At 59.3% G+C, this 16,806-nt stretch carries 15 protein-coding genes; 6 read left to right on the top strand and 9 right to left on the bottom strand.

The genetic code is table 11. The annotated features are described in order from the left end of the window. Positions 1-18: 18 nt before the first annotated feature. Complete coding sequence (locus ACL2XN_RS21190; RefSeq protein WP_413729391.1) at positions 19-891, bottom strand: NAD(P)-dependent oxidoreductase; 873 nt, start codon at positions 889-891, stop codon at positions 19-21. Between the two features lie 219 nt (positions 892-1,110). Beyond that, entirely contained in the window at positions 1,111-2,340 is a 1,230-nt protein-coding gene (locus ACL2XN_RS21185) for an MFS transporter (RefSeq protein WP_413721493.1), read from the bottom strand. Positions 2,341-2,452: 112 nt separating this feature from the next. Between ACL2XN_RS21185 and ACL2XN_RS21180 the strand changes: the two genes are divergently transcribed. After that, entirely contained in the window at positions 2,453-3,067 is a 615-nt protein-coding gene (locus ACL2XN_RS21180; protein ID WP_413731010.1) for a TetR/AcrR family transcriptional regulator, read from the top strand. An 81-nt stretch (positions 3,068-3,148) separates the two neighbouring features. On the opposite strand, the gene parE is transcribed toward ACL2XN_RS21180, so the two are convergent. The 5 genes from parE to nudF all read right to left on the bottom strand — a co-directional run bounded on the left by parE (position 3,149) and on the right by nudF (position 7,633). After that, a complete protein-coding gene (gene parE / locus ACL2XN_RS21175; protein WP_413727638.1) occupies positions 3,149-5,044 on the bottom strand; it encodes a DNA topoisomerase IV subunit B in 1,896 nt (631 codons plus the stop codon). A 95-nt stretch (positions 5,045-5,139) separates the two neighbouring features. Then, complete coding sequence (yqiA, locus tag ACL2XN_RS21170; protein ID WP_410013436.1) at positions 5,140-5,721, bottom strand: esterase YqiA; 582 nt, start codon at positions 5,719-5,721, stop codon at positions 5,140-5,142. Then, positions 5,721-6,548, bottom strand: coding sequence for a 3',5'-cyclic-AMP phosphodiesterase (gene cpdA / locus ACL2XN_RS21165; protein ID WP_413721494.1), 828 nt, complete (start codon positions 6,546-6,548; stop codon positions 5,721-5,723). Before cpdA ends, yqiA begins: the two co-directional genes overlap by 1 nt. Before the next feature lie 27 nt (positions 6,549-6,575). Then, positions 6,576-7,001 (bottom strand): DUF1249 family protein, encoded by a 426-nt coding sequence (locus tag ACL2XN_RS21160; RefSeq protein ID WP_410013434.1) that lies wholly within the window; start codon positions 6,999-7,001, stop codon positions 6,576-6,578. Then, entirely contained in the window at positions 7,001-7,633 is a 633-nt protein-coding gene (gene nudF / locus ACL2XN_RS21155) for an ADP-ribose diphosphatase (protein ID WP_410013433.1), read from the bottom strand. Before nudF ends, ACL2XN_RS21160 begins: the two co-directional genes overlap by 1 nt. A gap of 221 nt (positions 7,634-7,854) precedes the next feature. On the opposite strand from nudF, the gene tolC reads away from it, so the two are divergent. From tolC to ACL2XN_RS21140, 3 genes are all read left to right on the top strand, one after another. Further along, the gene (gene tolC, locus ACL2XN_RS21150) at positions 7,855-9,384 is read left to right on the top strand and encodes an outer membrane channel protein TolC (protein ID WP_413721495.1); all 1,530 of its coding nucleotides are present in this window, start codon (positions 7,855-7,857) and stop codon (positions 9,382-9,384) included. A gap of 195 nt (positions 9,385-9,579) precedes the next feature. Beyond that, positions 9,580-10,263: a DUF1190 family protein gene (locus ACL2XN_RS21145; protein ID WP_410013431.1), complete on the top strand. Its 684-nt coding sequence runs from the start codon at positions 9,580-9,582 to the stop codon at positions 10,261-10,263. A gap of 7 nt (positions 10,264-10,270) precedes the next feature. Further along, positions 10,271-11,431, top strand: a complete 1,161-nt coding sequence (locus ACL2XN_RS21140) for a glutathionylspermidine synthase family protein (protein ID WP_410013430.1) — start codon at positions 10,271-10,273, stop codon at positions 11,429-11,431. Between the two features lie 45 nt (positions 11,432-11,476). Here the strand turns inward: ACL2XN_RS21140 and ygiD are convergent, their stop codons facing one another. Continuing rightward, the gene (gene ygiD, locus ACL2XN_RS21135; protein WP_410013429.1) at positions 11,477-12,262 is read right to left on the bottom strand and encodes a 4,5-DOPA dioxygenase extradiol; all 786 of its coding nucleotides are present in this window, start codon (positions 12,260-12,262) and stop codon (positions 11,477-11,479) included. A 194-nt stretch (positions 12,263-12,456) separates the two neighbouring features. Then, positions 12,457-13,977: a nitric oxide reductase transcriptional regulator NorR gene (gene norR, locus ACL2XN_RS21130; protein WP_413721498.1), complete on the bottom strand. Its 1,521-nt coding sequence runs from the start codon at positions 13,975-13,977 to the stop codon at positions 12,457-12,459. Between the two features lie 255 nt (positions 13,978-14,232). Here norR and norV point away from each other — a divergent pair, with 255 nt between their 5' ends. Together norV and norW are read left to right on the top strand one after the other, a co-directional pair. Beyond that, positions 14,233-15,639: an anaerobic nitric oxide reductase flavorubredoxin gene (gene norV / locus ACL2XN_RS21125; RefSeq protein ID WP_410013427.1), complete on the top strand. Its 1,407-nt coding sequence runs from the start codon at positions 14,233-14,235 to the stop codon at positions 15,637-15,639. A gap of 9 nt (positions 15,640-15,648) precedes the next feature. Beyond that, positions 15,649-16,785: an NADH:flavorubredoxin reductase NorW gene (gene norW, locus ACL2XN_RS21120; protein WP_410013426.1), complete on the top strand. Its 1,137-nt coding sequence runs from the start codon at positions 15,649-15,651 to the stop codon at positions 16,783-16,785. Positions 16,786-16,806: the final 21 nt, after the last annotated feature.

Genomic DNA, 16,806 nt, shown 5'->3' with positions numbered 1-16,806 from the left:
CAGGGTATACAACAAGGACTACCGGGGAAAGTCAGGTTCATCCCTTTGTCTGTTGATGGTGAAATCCGCCACCACCGACCAATCCCGCGCCCCATGGCCTGCGGCCACGGCATCGCCCATCTGCCGATGAATGGCGGTAAGCATGGGGAGTTGCCGCCCCAGCTGTTCGGCCGCCTCCCGGGCCAGGCGCAAATCTTTAAGTCCGAGTGAAGCCTTGAAGCCGGGCTCGTAACGTTCTTGCGCGATATTGGCCGCGTACAGCTGGTAGGAACGGCTGCCAAACAGGGTGCCGAGGATCAGCTCGAAAAAGCGATCGCGCGCCAGGCCGTTAGCCTCGGTGAGCACCACCGCCTCCGCCATCGCCTCAATCGCCATGGTGATCATCATATTGCAGGCAATCTTGGCGGCATGCGCGGTGGGCGGCTGTTCGCCCATGTCCCAGACGCGCTTGCCGATAACCGCCAACAGCGGGCGAACGGCGTCGATTGCCGCCGCGGCGCCGGCGACCAGGATATTGAGCTCGCCTTTGGCGGCGACGTCCGGGCGACCCAATACCGGCGCGGCCACATAGGCAATCCCCGCCTGCTGATGATACGTCACCAACTCCTGCGCAAACGCCACCGAAATAGTCGACGCCACCACGTGCACCAGCCCGGGTCTTGCATGCGCAAACGCATTTGTATCCACCAGCACGCTGCGAATGGCGTCATCGTCGGACAGCATCGTCAGCACCACCTCTGATTGCAATACCTCAACCGGCGTCGCCATGATGTCCACCCCTTCGAGATGGCTGCCTGAGCGATTCCAGGCTGTTACCCTATGGCCGGCCGCAACCAGTTTCAATGCTATCGCGCTCCCCATTGCGCCTAATCCGATTAATCCAATGTCCATTGTTGTTCCCCTGTATCAGTGGTTTGGCGCAGCGACGGCGGCATTGAGGAAATCGGCCGTCGGCGGACTGGCGGCGGCGAAGGCCGGGGCCTCTGCCGTCACATAAGAATGGGTAAATCCACCAGTGAGGGCAGCCGCAAGCGCCCTGGGCTCCCATGCCGTACTGCCGCGCGTCGCTGGCCGGCGGTTCAACCCGCAGCGTGCAACGGCATAATTTTTCTAATCGGTAACCAAGGCGCGGTCCTGCCGGCTGCCGGCGGGAAATCCATGCCGGGAGGCGCGGGAGGCGACGGCAAGGCCTGCCAGTAAAAGGGCCAGCAGAACCCAGGGGAATGACCGTACGCCCCCATGGTCAAGCAGCAGTCCGCCGAAAAGCCCGCCAAGGGCAATGGCGCTGTTCCAAACCACGACATTCATTGACAGCGCAACGTCCGCGCCCGCCCCGGCCGCGTCGGCCAGCGCGGTCTGGAGCAGTGTGGCGGCGCCGCCGAACGTCAGTCCCCAAACGGCGACACCGGCATAGATCATCAGGGGTGAGGCGGCATTAAGGCCAAAGAGGAGTGATATCAGCGCAAACACGGATAACGAGATCAGCACCGCCCGGCGCAGATGTTGTTCGACAACGCGTCCCGTAATGGAGATGCCCCCGAGCGCGGCCAGGCCGAAAGCCAGCAATACCCGATCGACGCTGCCGGCCAGACCGGCCGGACCGATAAACGGGGCAACGTACGTATACAGTATGTTATGAGCCAGCATCCAGAGTAATACCACCGCCAGTACGGGTCTTACGCCCGGCGTGAAAAGGACTTTTTTCAGCTGCATCCGTTGCGGATCCGACTGTCCCGGATAGTTCGGCACGGCGGCAAGAACCCAAACGATGAGGATGACGGACAGTCCGGACATCACAGCGAAAGTCAGGCGCCAGCCCAGCACACTCCCCAGCCAGGTACCCAGCGGCACGCCAAGGGAAAGCGCAATAGGGGTTCCCACCATCGCCAGGGCCATTGCCCGGCCCTGTAATGCCGGCTGTACCATCCGGCGGGCGTAGCCGGCCAGCAGGCTCCAGGCGAGACCGGCGCAAGCCCCCGCCAGAAAGCGCGCCGCCAGCGTAAGCATCATGCTGGACGACATCGCCGTCAGCGTATTGAACGCCAGAAAACCGGCGATCGTTACCAGCAACACGTGCCGGCGAGGCCATGTGCGTGTCGCGAGCGTCAATGGAATGGCCGCAATCAGTGAACCGGCGGCATATACGGTCACCATTTGGCCCGCCAGCGACATCGAGATCCCCAGGCCGGCGCTGATTTCGGGTAATAAGCCAGCGGGAACGGTTTCGGTCATAATGCATATAAACCCCGTCATGGCGAGGGCCAGCAGCGCGAGTACCGGCAGGCTTTCATTTTGCTGCCGGTAGTCTTGGCGCCGGGAGGGAGAATGCTGAGATTTCATCGCGTATACTCTTGGGCTTATTTATATATCGATTAGTACAAATATCGTGAAACGAATAGGTTGTCAAACAATTATGTATCAATTAGTATAAAATTATTGAAGCAGGAGAGAGATCATGCGAACCGGACGACCCAGACAGTTTGATCGCGACGAAGCCGTGCGCCAGGCAATGCATCTGTTCTGGGAATATGGTTATGAATCAACGTCATTGACGCAACTGAAAGCGGCTATCGGCCGCGGCATCACCGCACCCAGTTTTTATGCCGCCTTTGGTTCAAAAGAAGGGCTTTTTCGTGAAGCGGTGGCCTGTTACCTGGCCACGCACGGGCGCGTCACCGAGCCGCTTTGGGATCCGGCACTGCCGCCTCGCCAGGCCATTGAGCGGGCGTTGTCGGATTCCGCCCGCATGCAGTGCGAACCCGGGCATCCCAAAGGGTGCATGGTGGCGCTCGGCGTCATGTCTGCCGGCTCCCCCGAGTACAACCCGGTGCTCAAACCGCTTGCCGATTCCCGCAACCGCACACGCACCGGATTGAGAAACTGTGTTAACAGAGCTATCAGCTCAGGAGAACTGCGGGGAGAGACCGGTACGCAGGCCCTGGTGGTTATTTTTGACAGCTTCCTGCTGGGGATATCCACGCTGGCGCGCGACGGCATACCCCTGAGCGATATCGAAGGGGCGATTGCCCAGATTATGACCTTGTGGGATGCGGCGTCCGCCAGTTAGCCCAAGAGGTTTCAGGCGGCTCTCCGCGCAGCCAGCACGGCTGGCCGCCTTGCGCCGGCAGGCGCCCCTGCCGTAAGGGGACTATACCTCGATCTCGGCCTCGTCGCCTTTTTCCTGCAGCCAGTTGCGCCGGTCTTCCGAGCGTTTTTTCGCCAGCAGCATATCCATCATCGCCAGCGTCTGCTGCATATCCTCGTCGTTGATGGTGAGCTGCACCAGGCGGCGGGTGTTGGGATCGAGCGTGGTCTCGCGCAGCTGCAGCGGGTTCATTTCCCCCAGCCCTTTAAAGCGCTGCACGTTCGGGGTGCCTTTTTTGCGTTTCAGTTGCTCGAGCACGCCGGCTTTTTCGCCTTCGTCCAGGGCATAAAACACTTCCTTGCCCAGATCGATACGGTACAACGGCGGCATGGCGACATACACATGGCCTTCCTTCACCACCGCGCGGAAATGGCGCACAAACAGCGCGCACAGCAGGGTGGCGATATGCAGGCCGTCGGAGTCGGCGTCGGCCAGGATGCAAATCTTACCGTAGCGCAGCTGGCTTAAATCATCGCTATCCGGATCAATGCCGATCGCCACCGAAATATCATGCACTTCCTGCGACGCCAGCACTTCATCCGAGGAGACTTCCCAGGTGTTGAGGATCTTGCCCTTCAGCGGCATGATCGCCTGGTATTCCCGATCGCGCGCCTGCTTGGCCGACCCGCCGGCGGAGTCCCCTTCCACCAGGAACAGCTCGGTGCGCGCCAGATCCTGCGCGGTGCAATCCGCCAGTTTCCCCGGCAGCGCCGGGCCGCTGGTCAACTTCTTGCGCACCACTTTTTTCGAGGCGCGCAAACGCCGCTGGGCGCTGGCCACCGCCAGTTCCGCCAGCTGTTCGGCTACCTGGGTATTTTGATTCAGCCACAGGCTGAAGGCATCCTTCACCACGCCGGAGACAAACGCGGCGCACTGGCGGGAAGACAAACGCTCCTTGGTCTGGCCGGCAAACTGCGGATCCTGCATTTTCACCGACAGCACATAGGCGCAGCGCTCCCAGATATCTTCCGCCGACAGCTTAACGCCGCGCGGCAGGATATTGCGGTATTCGCAAAACTCGCGCATGGCGTCCAGGAGGCCCTGGCGCAGCCCGTTGACATGGGTGCCGCCCTGGGGGGTGGGGATCAGGTTAACATAGCTTTCGGTCAGCAGCTCGCCGCCCTCGGGCAGCCAGAGCAGGGCCCAGTCGACGGTTTCGGTATCGCTGGCAAAGGCGCCGGTAAACGGCGCCTCGGGCAGGGTAATCAGCCCGTTGATCGCCTGGTTAAGGTAGTCGGTCAGGCCGGAGGCGTAGCACCAGCGGTGCTCCGTGTTATTAACCTGATCGGTAAAGACTATTTCCACGCCGGGACAAAGCACCGCCTTCGCTTTGAGCAAATGGGCCAGCCGGGAGGCTGAAAAACGCGGGCTGTCGAAGAACTGCGGATCGGGCCAGAAATGCACGCTGGTGCCGGTGTTGCGTTTGCCGCAGGTGCCGATGATCGACAGATCCTCGACCTTATCGCCGTTTTCGAACGCGATGGCGTAGATGTTGCCGTCGCGGCGCACCGTCACATCCACCCGGGTAGACAGGGCATTGACCACTGAAATACCCACACCGTGCAGGCCGCCGGAGAACTGGTAGCTTTTGTTGGAGAATTTACCGCCCGCATGCAGGCGGCACATAATCAGCTCGACCGCCGGCACCCCCTCCTCGGTATGGATATCCACCGGCATGCCGCGGCCGTCGTCGGTCACTTCCAGGGATTGATCGGCATATAACACCACGTCGATACGCCGGGCATGGCCCGCCAGCGCTTCGTCGACGCTATTGTCGATGACCTCCTGGCCCAGATGGTTGGGCCGGGTGGTGTCCGTGTACATGCCGGGACGACGACGTACCGGCTCCAGTCCGCTTAATACTTCTATCGCATCGGCGTTATAGCTTGATTGAGTCATGGCTTAAAGTATATTTCGTGACAAATTGTTGGAGAGCCTACCGCAAAGGACACCCCCTCGGGAAGCGTTATTCGCGCGGCTCAAACGGCGGCGATTCAGACTTTATTCAGCCCCAGGAAATCAATTATGGGAGAGAAAAAATGCTCGAACCCGACAAAGGCGTGATTCCCGCCCGATTCCACGGTCTGGCGGCAGTGGGTGTAATACTCCTGCGCCTGCCGGTAATCAAGGATCTCGTCGCCTGTTTGCTGCAGCAACCAGATAAGGTCCGGCGATTCCAGCCTGTCGACATGCATCAGCTTCAGGTCGTAGACATGGCGAGACTCTAGCACATAATGTTGGCCGGTGTAGGGATTCTCATTCTTGCCCAGGAACTCCGCCAGCAGCTCGAACGGCCGCACCGCGGGGTTAACCACCACGGCGGGCAGCATAAAGGATTGGGACAGCCAGGTGGCATAATAACCGCCCAGGGACGACCCGACAATGCCCAGCGGTTCGCCGGCCCGGTCAAGGACCAGCGACTCGATCATGTCGGCCGCGTCGGCGGGATAGACCGGCAACTGCGGGACGATCATCTCGATATCGGGATGATGCCGGGCGAGCCAGGCCTTGAAAGACGTGGCCTTGGCCGAGGCGGGGGAACTGTTGAAACCATGAAGATAAAGCAGGACCGCCATCAATAGCCTTCCGAATCCGTGTCGGGCAGATACTCGTCGCCGGATAACCGATGGACCTCGGTCGACAACGTGCCGTCAGGATGCAAATCGAGATAACGCCAGCCGGGCCCGACGGAATCGATAGTAAAATTGGTGCAGTGCGGTTTGAACTGCACGCAGGTGGACGGCGAGGCCAAAACGCGCCGGCCCTGCCAGTCGACATCCAGTTCCTGGTGTATATGGCCGCACAGCAGCGTGGTTACCCTGGGAAACCTGGCCAGCGTCGCCGCCAGCATATGCGCGTTGCGCAGGCTATGCTGGTCAAGCCAGATGCAGCCGGACGCGAACGGATGGTGATGCAGCAGCAGCAGCGTATAGCGCTCGGGCTGCGAGTCCAGGGCCTTTTCCAGCCATTCAAGCTGATAATCGCTCAGTTCGCCGTGCGGTACGCCGAACACCTGGCTGTCAAGCAGCACCAGTTGCCATTGATCGCCGAGCAGCACATGTTTCGACGGCGATATTCCGCCGTCCGCCAAGGCCTTGACCATTGCCGGCTGGTAATCATGATTGCCTGGTAACCAGACGCAGGGCGCGGGCAACCGCGTAATGCCCCTGGCGAAGTGCTGGTAGGCCTCAAGGGAATGGTCCTGGGCCAAATCACCTGTCGCGACCACCAAATCGTAATGATGACGTTCAGCTTCAACCGCGTCCAATACCGCGCAATAGCTACGGTAGGTATTCACCCCGAGCAGCGCCTCATCCTCACCGGCAAACAAATGAGTGTCTGTGATCTGTAAAATCCTGATAATGGCCCCATTCGCCACAGGAAGTGTCAACAGGCTTTCCAAAGGGTATCCTTGGTTATTGAAATCTGCCTAACAAACGGGAACCGCCATCGCCCCATACGCTAAACAATAGCGTAGCCAATCCGCAAGGAATTGGTTGATTTGATGTTTTTCGTCACGTTGGTGTAACTTTTTATTAGGGTAATCATACCTTGCCTTGAAACGATAGATCTGCTGACTGGAACACACTTCCGCAACCATGGCGTCCCGGTACAGCCGCACGCTCATGGACGGCAGGCTCCAGTAGCTGACCAGCGGTTCGGTCTGGAGTATCTGCACCAGGGTGGTGTAACGCGTCGCCTCCAGTATGGTCAGGCGATAGCTGGCGCCGTTGACCTGATAGGTTATGGCGTCCCCCACCTCGTTGGTGCGCGGCAACAGCCGGCGCAGCTGGGCGAAATTGGTCTCGCACAGGCGCATCATTTCAGGAAAATCAGGGGTGTAGCGCTTGATCATTAATCGGCCCACTCTTTTCGTAAGGATTCATGGTGTAGTGCCAGCCATTGCAGGGCAATGACGGAGGCCGCGTTATCGATAATCCCTTCCTCAACCCAACGGTAAGCCTGCTCCCGGCTGACCACGTGAAGACGGATATCTTCGTTTTCTTCCACCAATCCGTGGATACCTTCGGCCAGCTGCGCGTCCACCTCGCCGGCCATAATCGTCAAGCGTTCGCTGGTGCCGCCCGGACTTGCCAGATAGCTTAGCAGCAGTTTGCAACGGCCGATGTCCAGCCCCGCCTCCTCAATGGACTCCCGCCGCGCCACCTGTTCGTGCGATTCGCCAGGCTCGATCATACCGGCTACCAGCTCCAACAGCCAGGGGGTCGGACTGCTATCATAAGAGGCAATACGAATTTGTTCCAACAATACAACTTCATCTCGCACCGGATCATAGGGTAACAATACCACGGCATGTCCGCGCTCTAAAATTTCCCGCCGCACCTCGCCGCTCATCTCGCCGTTAAACAGGCGATGGCGGAACCGATACAACTCCAGGGAAAAAAATCCACGGTAAAGCGTTTCGCGTGCAATAATTTCTACATCATTTTTACCAAATGTTACCGGTGAGGGTGTGGACGAAACCATGGAAACGACTCCTTTTGGGATGATTTGTCAGTAGCGACGGCGTCAGGCAATCACTTTTCTCGCTAATTAGGTGGATTGTGATAAATTTTATCCCACAGATTCAAGATGGCACATTAAGCCACCACCTACTTCTGGCGGACTCTGGTAGAATCGTGCACTATTTCATGGCTCATTATCGCCAGCGCTACCATAGCAATTTTGCTGTATCAAAAGGAATGCAAATGAAGAAACTGCTCCCCCTTCTTATCGGACTCGGCCTCGGCGGCTTCAGTGCGTTAAGTCAGGCAGAAAATCTGCTACAGGTATATCAGCAGGCGCGGTTGTCCAACCCGGATCTGCGGCAATCCGCGGCCGATCGCGACGCGGCATTTGAAAAAATCAACGAAGCGCGCAGTCCGTTGTTGCCACAGCTCGGGCTGGGGGCGGATTATACGTATAGTCAAGGCGCCCGTGATAGCAAAGACATCAATTCCGGCGTTGCCAGCGGGTCGCTGCAGCTGACCCAGACCATCTTCGATATGTCGAAATGGCGCGCGCTGACCATTCAGGAAAAAACCGCCGGCGTCCAGGACGTCTCTTACCAGGCCGCCCAGCAGACCTTAATCCTGAATACCGCCACCGCCTATTTTAACGTATTAAGCGCCATTGACGCGCTGTCTTATACCGAGGCGCAGAAACAGTCGATTTACCGCGAACTGGATCAAACCACCCAGCGTTTTAACGTCGGCCTGGTGGCGATTACCGATGTGCAGAACGCCCGCGCCCAGTATGACCAGGTGCTGGCCGACGAGGTCACCGCCCGCAACACGCTGGACAACGCGCTGGAAAGCCTGCGCCAGATAAGCGGCAACTTTTATCCGCAGCTGGCCTCGCTTAACGTGCAGCGCTTCAAGGCTGAACGTCCCCAGCCCATCGCCGGCCTGCTGAAACAGGCGGAAACACGTAACCTGAACCTGTTAAGCGCCCGCCTGTCGCAGGATGTGGCGCGCGAGAATATCCGTTATTACGAAACCGGCCATTACCCGACCCTGAGCCTGAATGCCGAGTCGTCGGTGACCAATACCGATTATAACGGATCCAGGACAAATAATGATCCGACTTACGCAAACCGGCGTGTCGGCCAGAACTCTATCGGCCTGAGCCTGAACGTGCCGATTTACTCCGGCGGTTCGGTGACCTCGCAGGTAAAACAGGCGCAGTACAGTTTCGTCAGCGCCAGCGAACAGTTGGAAAGCGCGCATCGCAGCGCGGTGCAGACCGTACGTTCTTCCTTTAATAATATTTCCGCCTCCGTCAGCTCCATCGACGCTTATGAACAGGCGGTCATTTCGGCGCAAAGCTCCCTGGACGCGTCCGAAGCTGGTTATGAAGTGGGCACCCGCACCATCGTCGACGTGCTGGACGCCACCACCACGCTCTATAACGCCAAGCGGCAGCTGTCGGATGCGCGTTATACCTATGTCATCAATCAGCTGAACCTGAAACAGGCCCTCGGCACCCTGAATGAAGGCGATATCCAGGCGCTTAACGCTTCCCTCGGCCAGCAGATTGCCACCAGTCCCGAACAGGTGGCGCCGGAAAATCCGTCCCAGGTCGCCAAGGCCGAAGGCGTCAGCCCGAGCCAGACTGCCAACGCGCCGCGCGCCAACCAAAGCCAGGAGCAGGCGACACGCCCCCAGGCCGCGACGGTCAGCGCCACCGCGCCGGTTAATTCCAGCTCCGCCACCGGCCGCAATCCCTTCAGGCATTAAGCGTTTTCCAGGCGGGCAGCCCGCCCGCCTGGCCCCTCCGGCGACATCCCGCCTTTCCGCCGCGATCCCACCTTTATGTATAACTATGTAAAGATGTTTCCGCAGTCGCCGCCGATGCTTCTTATTTAGGCATTTTTACCCTATTCTTAGAGCGTATCTCCGGGAATGTTAAATCGTTAATAAAGCAGGAAAATAATGAAACGGACAAAAGACATTAACCACGCCAGTTTCCGCAAGCAATGGCGTGCCTGCCGCATGGCGCCGGTCGCGCTGGCGGTCGGCGCGGTGTTTATGCTGGCCGGCTGCGAGAAAAGCGACGAGAACGTGTCGCTGTATCAAAACAGCGATGACTGTACCCGCGCCAATCCGTCCATGAGCGAGCAGTGCACCACCGCGTTTAACAACGCGCAGAAAGAGGCGGTGAAAACCGCGCCCAAATACGCCTCGCGCGAAGACTGCGTCGCCGAATTCGGCGAAGGGCAATGTACCCAGGCCCCCGCCCAGGCCGGCGTGGCCGCCGAATCGCAGCAAAGCGGCAGTTTCTGGATGCCCCTGATGGCCGGCTATATGATGGGCCGCATGATGGGCGGCGGCGGTTATGCGCAGCAGCCGCTGTTCACGTCGCGCGCGCCCAACAGCCCGGCGAACGGCAAGTTTGTCGACGCCACCGGCCGTAACTACGGCCCCGCCACTACCGGGCGCAGCATGAATGTGCCGAAAACCGCCATGGCGCCCAAGACGCCGACCACCAATACCGTCACGCGCGGCGGCTTCGGCGAAACGGTGGCGAAACAGAACGCCACCATGCAGCGCAGCAGCAGCACCGCGCCACGTCGCAGCAGCACCGCGCCACGTCGCAGCATGAGCATTGGCGGCTAAGCGGGACATGAAACGAGTTACCCTGAACGAACGCCCGGACTGGCGCGAAAAAGCCGCCGAATATGGTTTTGAGTTCCATACCATGTACGGCGAGCCCTACTGGTGCGAGGATGCGTATTACCAATTTACGCTGGCGCAGATAGAAACGCTGGAGGATGTGACCGCCGAGCTGCATCAGATGTGCCTGAAAGTCGTGGCGAAAGTGGTGGACAGCGACGCGCTGCTGGCCAAATTCCGCATCCCCAAGCATACCTGGCAATTTGTGCGCAACGCCTGGCATACCCAACAGCCCTCGCTCTACTCCCGTCTGGATTTAGTCTATGACGGCCGGCAGCCGCCAAAACTGCTGGAAAATAACGCCGATACCCCCTCGTCCCTGTATGAAGCCGCTTTTTTCCAGTGGATTTGGCTTGAGGATCAGATCAAGTCCGGCCAGCTGCCGGCCGGGGCCGACCAATATAACAGCCTGCAGGAAAAGCTGATCGAACGCTTCCGGGAGCTCAAGGAGCAGCATGGTTTCAGCTTGCTGCATTTTGCCTGCTGCCAGGATACCACCGAGGATCGCGGCACGGTGCAGTACCTGCAGGACTGCGCGCTGGAGGCGGAATTACCCAATGATTTTCTGTTTATCGAGGAAATCGGCCTGGGCGAAAGAGGCCAGTTTACCGACACTGAAAACCGGGTGATCGGCAATATGTTTAAGTTCTATCCGTGGGAATTCATGCTGCGGGAGATTTTCTCCACCAAGCTTGAGGACGCGGGGGTGCGCTGGCTGGAACCGGCTTGGAAAAGCATTATCTCCAACAAGGCGCTGCTGCCGATGTTATGGGAAATGTTCCCGGGGCATCCCAACCTGCTGCCGGCCTATTTTGCCGAAGACAACCCGCCGCCGATGGATCACTATGTGGTGAAGCCGCTGTTTTCCCGCGAAGGCGCCAATATCCGCATCGTCGAAAACGGCAAGGAAACCGCCCGCGTGGACGGGCCTTATGGCGAAGAAGGCACCATCGTGCAGCAGTTTTGCCCGTTGCCGCGCTTCGGCGACAGCTATACCGTTATCGGCAGCTGGCTGGTGAACGACAGGCCTTGCGGCATCGGCATCCGGGAAGATAAAGAACTGATCACCCAGGATCTGTCGCGCTTTTACCCGCATATTATCCTCGACTGAGCGCCCCAAAGCATACGCAGCGGTAGCGCCGCTGCGTAACAGCGTTTAACCCACCTGCACCGACAGCATGCTTAACGACGCCATCTCAATGCCGTCCACCGGTATGGAAATCGCCTCTTCGCCATCCCAGGCGCCCAGTATATACAGCAGCGGCAGGTAATGATCGGGCGAGGGGTTGGACAGCGCCGCGCCGTCATGAGCCATAAAATCCACCAGCGGATGGACGCCCTGGCCGCGCCAGCCGATATTGTCGCGCACAAACTGGTTAAAGGATAACGCCCAGGGATAGGGCGGCGCCTCGCCGTGCCATTGGATCATGCGCAGGTTATGCACCACGTTGCCGCTGGCGACCATCATCACGCCCTGGTCGCGCAGCGCCGCCAGTTTTCGTCCCAGCTGGAAATGATATTCCGGCGGCTGGGTACCGTCGATACTGAGCTGTACCATGGGGATATCCGCGTCCGGATACATTTTTTTCACCACCCCCCAGGAACCGTGATCAAAACCCCATTCGGTCAGATCGGCGCTGACGGCCACCGGCAGCAGCAGTTCCTGGATGGTGGCGGCAAGGGCGGGCGAGCCCGGCGCCGGATAACGGATATCAAACAACGCCTGGGGAAAACCGCCGAAATCATGGAGGGTGCGCGGGTTTTCCATCGCGGTCACCGCGGTGCCGCGGGTAAACCAATGGGCGGATATCGCCAGGATGGCGCGGGGACGCGGCAAGGTCCGGCCGAGGCGTTGCCAGGTTTGGGTATATTGATTATCTTCCAGCACGTTCATCGGACTGCCGTGGCCGAGAAACAGCGCGGGCATACGGGGTTCGCTCATGGGTCATTCCTTCTGTATCATCTTATCGCGCCTGGCGCCTTATGCTGATTAACTTACGCCTTGCGGCCGGAAAATAAACCCGGATAAGCATGATCATCTTATTCAATATATTTGAATAAACCTAAACGTCCGCGTGGCTCGTCCCCGCGCGCCAGGGACGATGATGCCGCGGCGCAAAGCCGGGCGGCGGCTTTTCACTTAATCCCCAGCCGCTTCGCCAGCCGGTGCAAATTGCCGGGATTGACCGCCAGCCTGCGCGCGCAGGCCGACCAGTTATCGCCGCAGCCGGCCAGCGTCATGCGGATTAAGCGACGCTGGTAATCGTCGGTGCCGTCGCGCAGGGTAGCGGAAGCGATAGGGTCATGCGGCGGCGCGACGTGCGTTAATGGGGGCGAGGCCCCATCCAGGGCAAAATTCTCCGGCCGCAATACCACCTCGGCGTTGCCCTGCCCCGCCCGCGCCAGCACCGTGGCGCGATAAATGGCATGCTCCAGCTCGCGCACATTGCCCGGCCAGCCGTTTTCCGCCAGCAACGCCAGGGTGGCCGGCGCCAGCGCCACGCGCTGCAGTCCCAGCCGGATGCGGCTGCGTTCGCAAAAAAAACCGGCCAGCAGGGCAATATCCCGCCCGCGCTCGCGCAGCGGCGGCACATGGACGGGAAACACGCTTAAGCGGTGAAACAGATCGGCGCGAAACTGCCCGGCCAGCACCGCCTCCTTCAGCACGCGATTGGTGGCGGCCAGGACGCGCACATTGACCCGCAGGCTTTGATCGTCGCCGACGCGCTGTAAATCGCCGTACTGCAATACCCGCAGCAGTTTTGCCTGCAATGTCAGCGACAGCTCGCCGATTTCATCCAGGAACAACGTGCCGTTATCCGCCAGTTCAAATTTACCGATACGATGATGAATGGCGCCGGTAAAGGCGCCTTTGACATGGCCGAACAATTCGCTTTCCGCCACCGATTCCGGCAGGGCCGCGCAGTTAAGGTACACCAGCGGATTGGCCGCCCGTGGCGATTGCAGATGTATAGCGCGCGCCACCAGCTCCTTGCCGACGCCGGTTTCACCGGTGATCAGCACGTTCAGATCCGAATTGGCCACGATGCCGATTTCCTTTTTCAGCTGCGCCATGACCCCGGACAAGCCGATCATTTCGTCGGCGCCCTCGGTTTGCGGCCGGCCGACGGCGCTTATCGGCGCAATGGCCTGTTTTTCCAATTGCTCCACCAGCAGCGCGTTGCTGAGCGCGACCGAGAACAGCGCCCCCACCAGACGCAGTTCCTCATCGCTGAAATGATCGAGCTGATGCGCATCCATATCGTCAATGGTCAGGGCGCCGACCAGGTTCTGGTGGGTAAACAGCGGCAGGCCGATACAGGCATGCACCTTCAATTGCTCATGGCCCGGGATCAGCCCGTCGTAAGGATCGGGCAACAGGCTGTCCGCCGGAAAACGCACCACATCGCCGGCACGGGCGATGGCCTCCAGACGGGGATGCTCGGACAGCCGGAAACGGCGCCCCAGCACGTCGGGCGACAGACCGGCGATCGCCAGCGGCCGGAACAGCTGCTGTTCATAGCTGAGCAGCGCGCAGGCGTCGCACGCGAGCAACCGGCGCAGGCTGTTGATCAACTGCTGGAAACGGTCCCTGCCGGAGATGCCCGATTGCAGCTCAATGGCAATCCGGCTCAGGGTTTGCATGGATAACGCCATAAGGATAAGCACCTGAAAGGTAAAAAGCGGCGACAAGCCACAGCGTCATTACGCCGCGCAGGGCGGATGCGGCCCGGAGCGCCGACTATCTCATTGTGACAATAGCTGTGTCAAAAAAACATATTTCCAATTTCGTCATTTTGACAAATAAATAATTTAAATTCTTTAATTTCAATGAATTAATTATTGGCATGGGTTATGCAGCACTGATGCCATCCAGCGGTTTTCAGTGGCAATTTACCATGAGGTTTTATCATGACGGTACAGGTCAAAAACACTATTCATTGGGTGGGACAACGGGATTGGGAAGTACGCGATTTCCACGGCACCGAGTATAAAACCCTTAAAGGCAGCAGCTATAACAGCTATCTGATCCGTGAAGAAAAAACGGTATTGATTGATACCGTGGACTATAAGTTCAGCCGTGATTTCCTGCAAAACCTCGAGGCGGAAATCGATCTCGCCACCATAGATTATATTATCATCAACCACGCCGAGGAGGATCACGCGGGGGCCCTCACCGCGCTGATGGCGCGTATCCCGCATACGCCGATTTATTGCACCACCAACGCCATTGACTCCATTAACGGCCACCACCATCACCCGGAATGGAACTTTCGCACGGTTAAAACCGGCGACAGCCTGGATATCGGCAACGGCAAGCAGCTGATCTTTATCGAGACGCCGATGCTGCACTGGCCCGACAGCATGATGACCTATCTCAGCGGCGATGCGGTGCTGTTCAGCAACGACGCTTTCGGCCAGCATTATTGCGACGAGCATCTGTTTAACGACGAAGTGGACCAGAATGAACTGTTTGAGCAATGCCAGCGTTACTACGCCAATATCCTGACGCCGTTCAGCCGGCTGGTCACCGCCAAGATCAATGAAATCCTGGGCTTTAACCTGCCCCTGTCGATGATCGCCACGTCCCATGGCGTGGTGTGGCGCGACAATCCGACGCAGATCGTCGCTAAATATCTGCAGTGGGCCGACAGCTACCAGGAGGACCGTATTACCTTGTTTTACGACACCATGTCGAACAACACCCGCATGATGGCGGATGCCATTGCCCAAGGGATTACTGAAACCGATCCCGGCGTGGCGGTAAAAATCTTTAACGTCGCCCGCCATGATAAAAACGAAATCCTGACCCAGGTTTTCCGCTCCAAAGGGGTGTTGGCCGGCTCCTCCACGATGAATAACGTCATGATGCCCAAGGTAGCGGCGCTGCTCGAAGAACTGGCGGGACTGCGCTTTCGCGATAAAAAGGCCTCGGCCTTCGGCAGCTACGGCTGGAACGGCGGCGCGGTGGACCGGGTGCAGACGCGGCTGATGGACGCCGGGTTCGAAACCTCCCTGCCCCTGAAGACTAAATGGCGACCGGACGGCGCGGCATTGAACCTCTGCCGCGAGCACGGCAGGGAAATTGCCCGCCAGTGGGCGCTGCATCCTTTGGATGAGCAGGTCGCGGTTGCCCCCGCCCCCGCCGCCGCGGACACCGTCAGGATGCAATGCAGCGTGTGCCAATGGATTTACGACCCCGCCCTGGGCGAACCGATGCAGGAAGTGGCGCCCGGTACCGGTTGGCCGCAGGTGCCGGAGACCTTTTTATGCCCGGAATGCGGTCTTGGCAAAGACGTCTTTGACGCGTTGAAATAAGGCGATGAGATGAACGAAGGCATTGTTATTATCGGCTCCGGCTTTGCCGCCCGGCAGTTGATCAAGAACCTGCGCAAGCTCGATGACGGCGTGCCGATCCGGCTTATCGCCGACGACAGCTGCGATGAATACCACAAGCCGGAGCTAAGCCATGTGTTCAGCCAGCGGCAACGCGCGGACGACCTGACCCGGATGACCGCCGGGGACTTTGCCGAACAGTTCCGGCTGACGCTGCACCGTCATTCACGGGCGCAGCGTATCGATGCCGCGGCGCGGCGGGTCTATTGCAGCGACGGCGAATATGGCTACCGTCAGTTGATCCTGGCCACCGGCGCGCAGGCCGTTATCCCGGCGATTGAAGGCCGGGAACTGATGCTGACGCTCAATAGCCAGCAACAGTACCGCCGGATAGAAGACCAGCTGCGGCAGGCGCGGCGGGTCCTGTTATTGGGCGCCGGCCTTATCGGCACTGAACTTGCCATGGACCTGACCCGGGCGGGCAAACAGGTGATCCTCCTCGATCAGGCGGCCAGCATCCTGGCGTCCCTGATGCCGGCTGAAGTCAGCGCGCGTCTCCAGCATCGCCTGGTCCGGCAGGGGGTGGAGCTGATCCTTAACACCCGGCTGCTGAGCCTGTGTCAGACCGCGACCGGCATCGCCGCCGCCCTGCCGCGCGGCCGTCTGCTGGAAGTGGATGCCGCCATTGCCGCCATCGGGCTAAAGCCCGACACCGCGCTGGCCTTATCGGCCGGTCTGGATACCGGCAGGGGTATCCGGGTTAACGACAGATTGCGCACCTCGGATCCCGCCATCTATGCGCTGGGCGATTGCGCGGAAATCAACGGCGCGCTGATGCCTTTTTTACAACCGATACAGCTCAGCGCCGCGGTGTTGGCTAAAAATCTGTTGGGCGGTAACGACAGCCTGTTACTGCCGCCGATGCTGGTAAAGGTGAAAACGCCCGATATGCCGCTGCACCTGGCGGGCCAAACGCAGCGCACGGATTTACACTGGCAGATCAACTTTGACACCCAGGGTATACTGGCGCAGGGTTGGGATGAACAACGGCGGCTGTGCGCCTTTGTCGCGGGAGAAGCGCGGATGAAGGAGGCGTTTTTACTGCTGCGCCAGTTGGCGCCATGCTGAACGCGTCCTCACGGCCGGCGG

Origin of the sequence: Sodalis sp. RH22 (assembly GCF_047324165.1) — a bacterium.
GTDB lineage: Bacteria > Pseudomonadota > Gammaproteobacteria > Enterobacterales > Enterobacteriaceae > Acerihabitans.
The sequence above is the reverse complement of the archived record's forward strand: the minus strand, read 5'-3'. Positions and strand labels throughout refer to the sequence as shown.

What these genes read in the sequence shown, in the direction of transcription:
- ACL2XN_RS21190 (WP_413729391.1), bottom strand. Translation starts at nt 891, where the DNA reads ATGGACATTGGATTAATCGGATTAGGCGCAATGGGGAGCGCGATAGCA.
- ACL2XN_RS21185 (WP_413721493.1), bottom strand. Translation starts at nt 2,340, where the DNA reads ATGAAATCTCAGCATTCTCCCTCCCGGCGCCAAGACTACCGGCAGCAA.
- parE (WP_413727638.1), bottom strand. Translation starts at nt 5,044, where the DNA reads ATGACTCAATCAAGCTATAACGCCGATGCGATAGAAGTATTAAGCGGA.
- yqiA (WP_410013436.1), bottom strand. Translation starts at nt 5,721, where the DNA reads ATGGCGGTCCTGCTTTATCTTCATGGTTTCAACAGTTCCCCCGCCTCG.
- ACL2XN_RS21160 (WP_410013434.1), bottom strand. Translation starts at nt 7,001, where the DNA reads ATGATCAAGCGCTACACCCCTGATTTTCCTGAAATGATGCGCCTGTGC.
- nudF (WP_410013433.1), bottom strand. Translation starts at nt 7,633, where the DNA reads ATGGTTTCGTCCACACCCTCACCGGTAACATTTGGTAAAAATGATGTA.
- tolC (WP_413721495.1), top strand. Translation starts at nt 7,855, where the DNA reads ATGAAGAAACTGCTCCCCCTTCTTATCGGACTCGGCCTCGGCGGCTTC.
- ACL2XN_RS21145 (WP_410013431.1), top strand. Translation starts at nt 9,580, where the DNA reads ATGAAACGGACAAAAGACATTAACCACGCCAGTTTCCGCAAGCAATGG.
- ACL2XN_RS21140 (WP_410013430.1), top strand. Translation starts at nt 10,271, where the DNA reads ATGAAACGAGTTACCCTGAACGAACGCCCGGACTGGCGCGAAAAAGCC.
- ygiD (WP_410013429.1), bottom strand. Translation starts at nt 12,262, where the DNA reads ATGAGCGAACCCCGTATGCCCGCGCTGTTTCTCGGCCACGGCAGTCCG.
- norR (WP_413721498.1), bottom strand. Translation starts at nt 13,977, where the DNA reads ATGGCGTTATCCATGCAAACCCTGAGCCGGATTGCCATTGAGCTGCAA.
- norV (WP_410013427.1), top strand. Translation starts at nt 14,233, where the DNA reads ATGACGGTACAGGTCAAAAACACTATTCATTGGGTGGGACAACGGGAT.
- norW (WP_410013426.1), top strand. Translation starts at nt 15,649, where the DNA reads ATGAACGAAGGCATTGTTATTATCGGCTCCGGCTTTGCCGCCCGGCAG.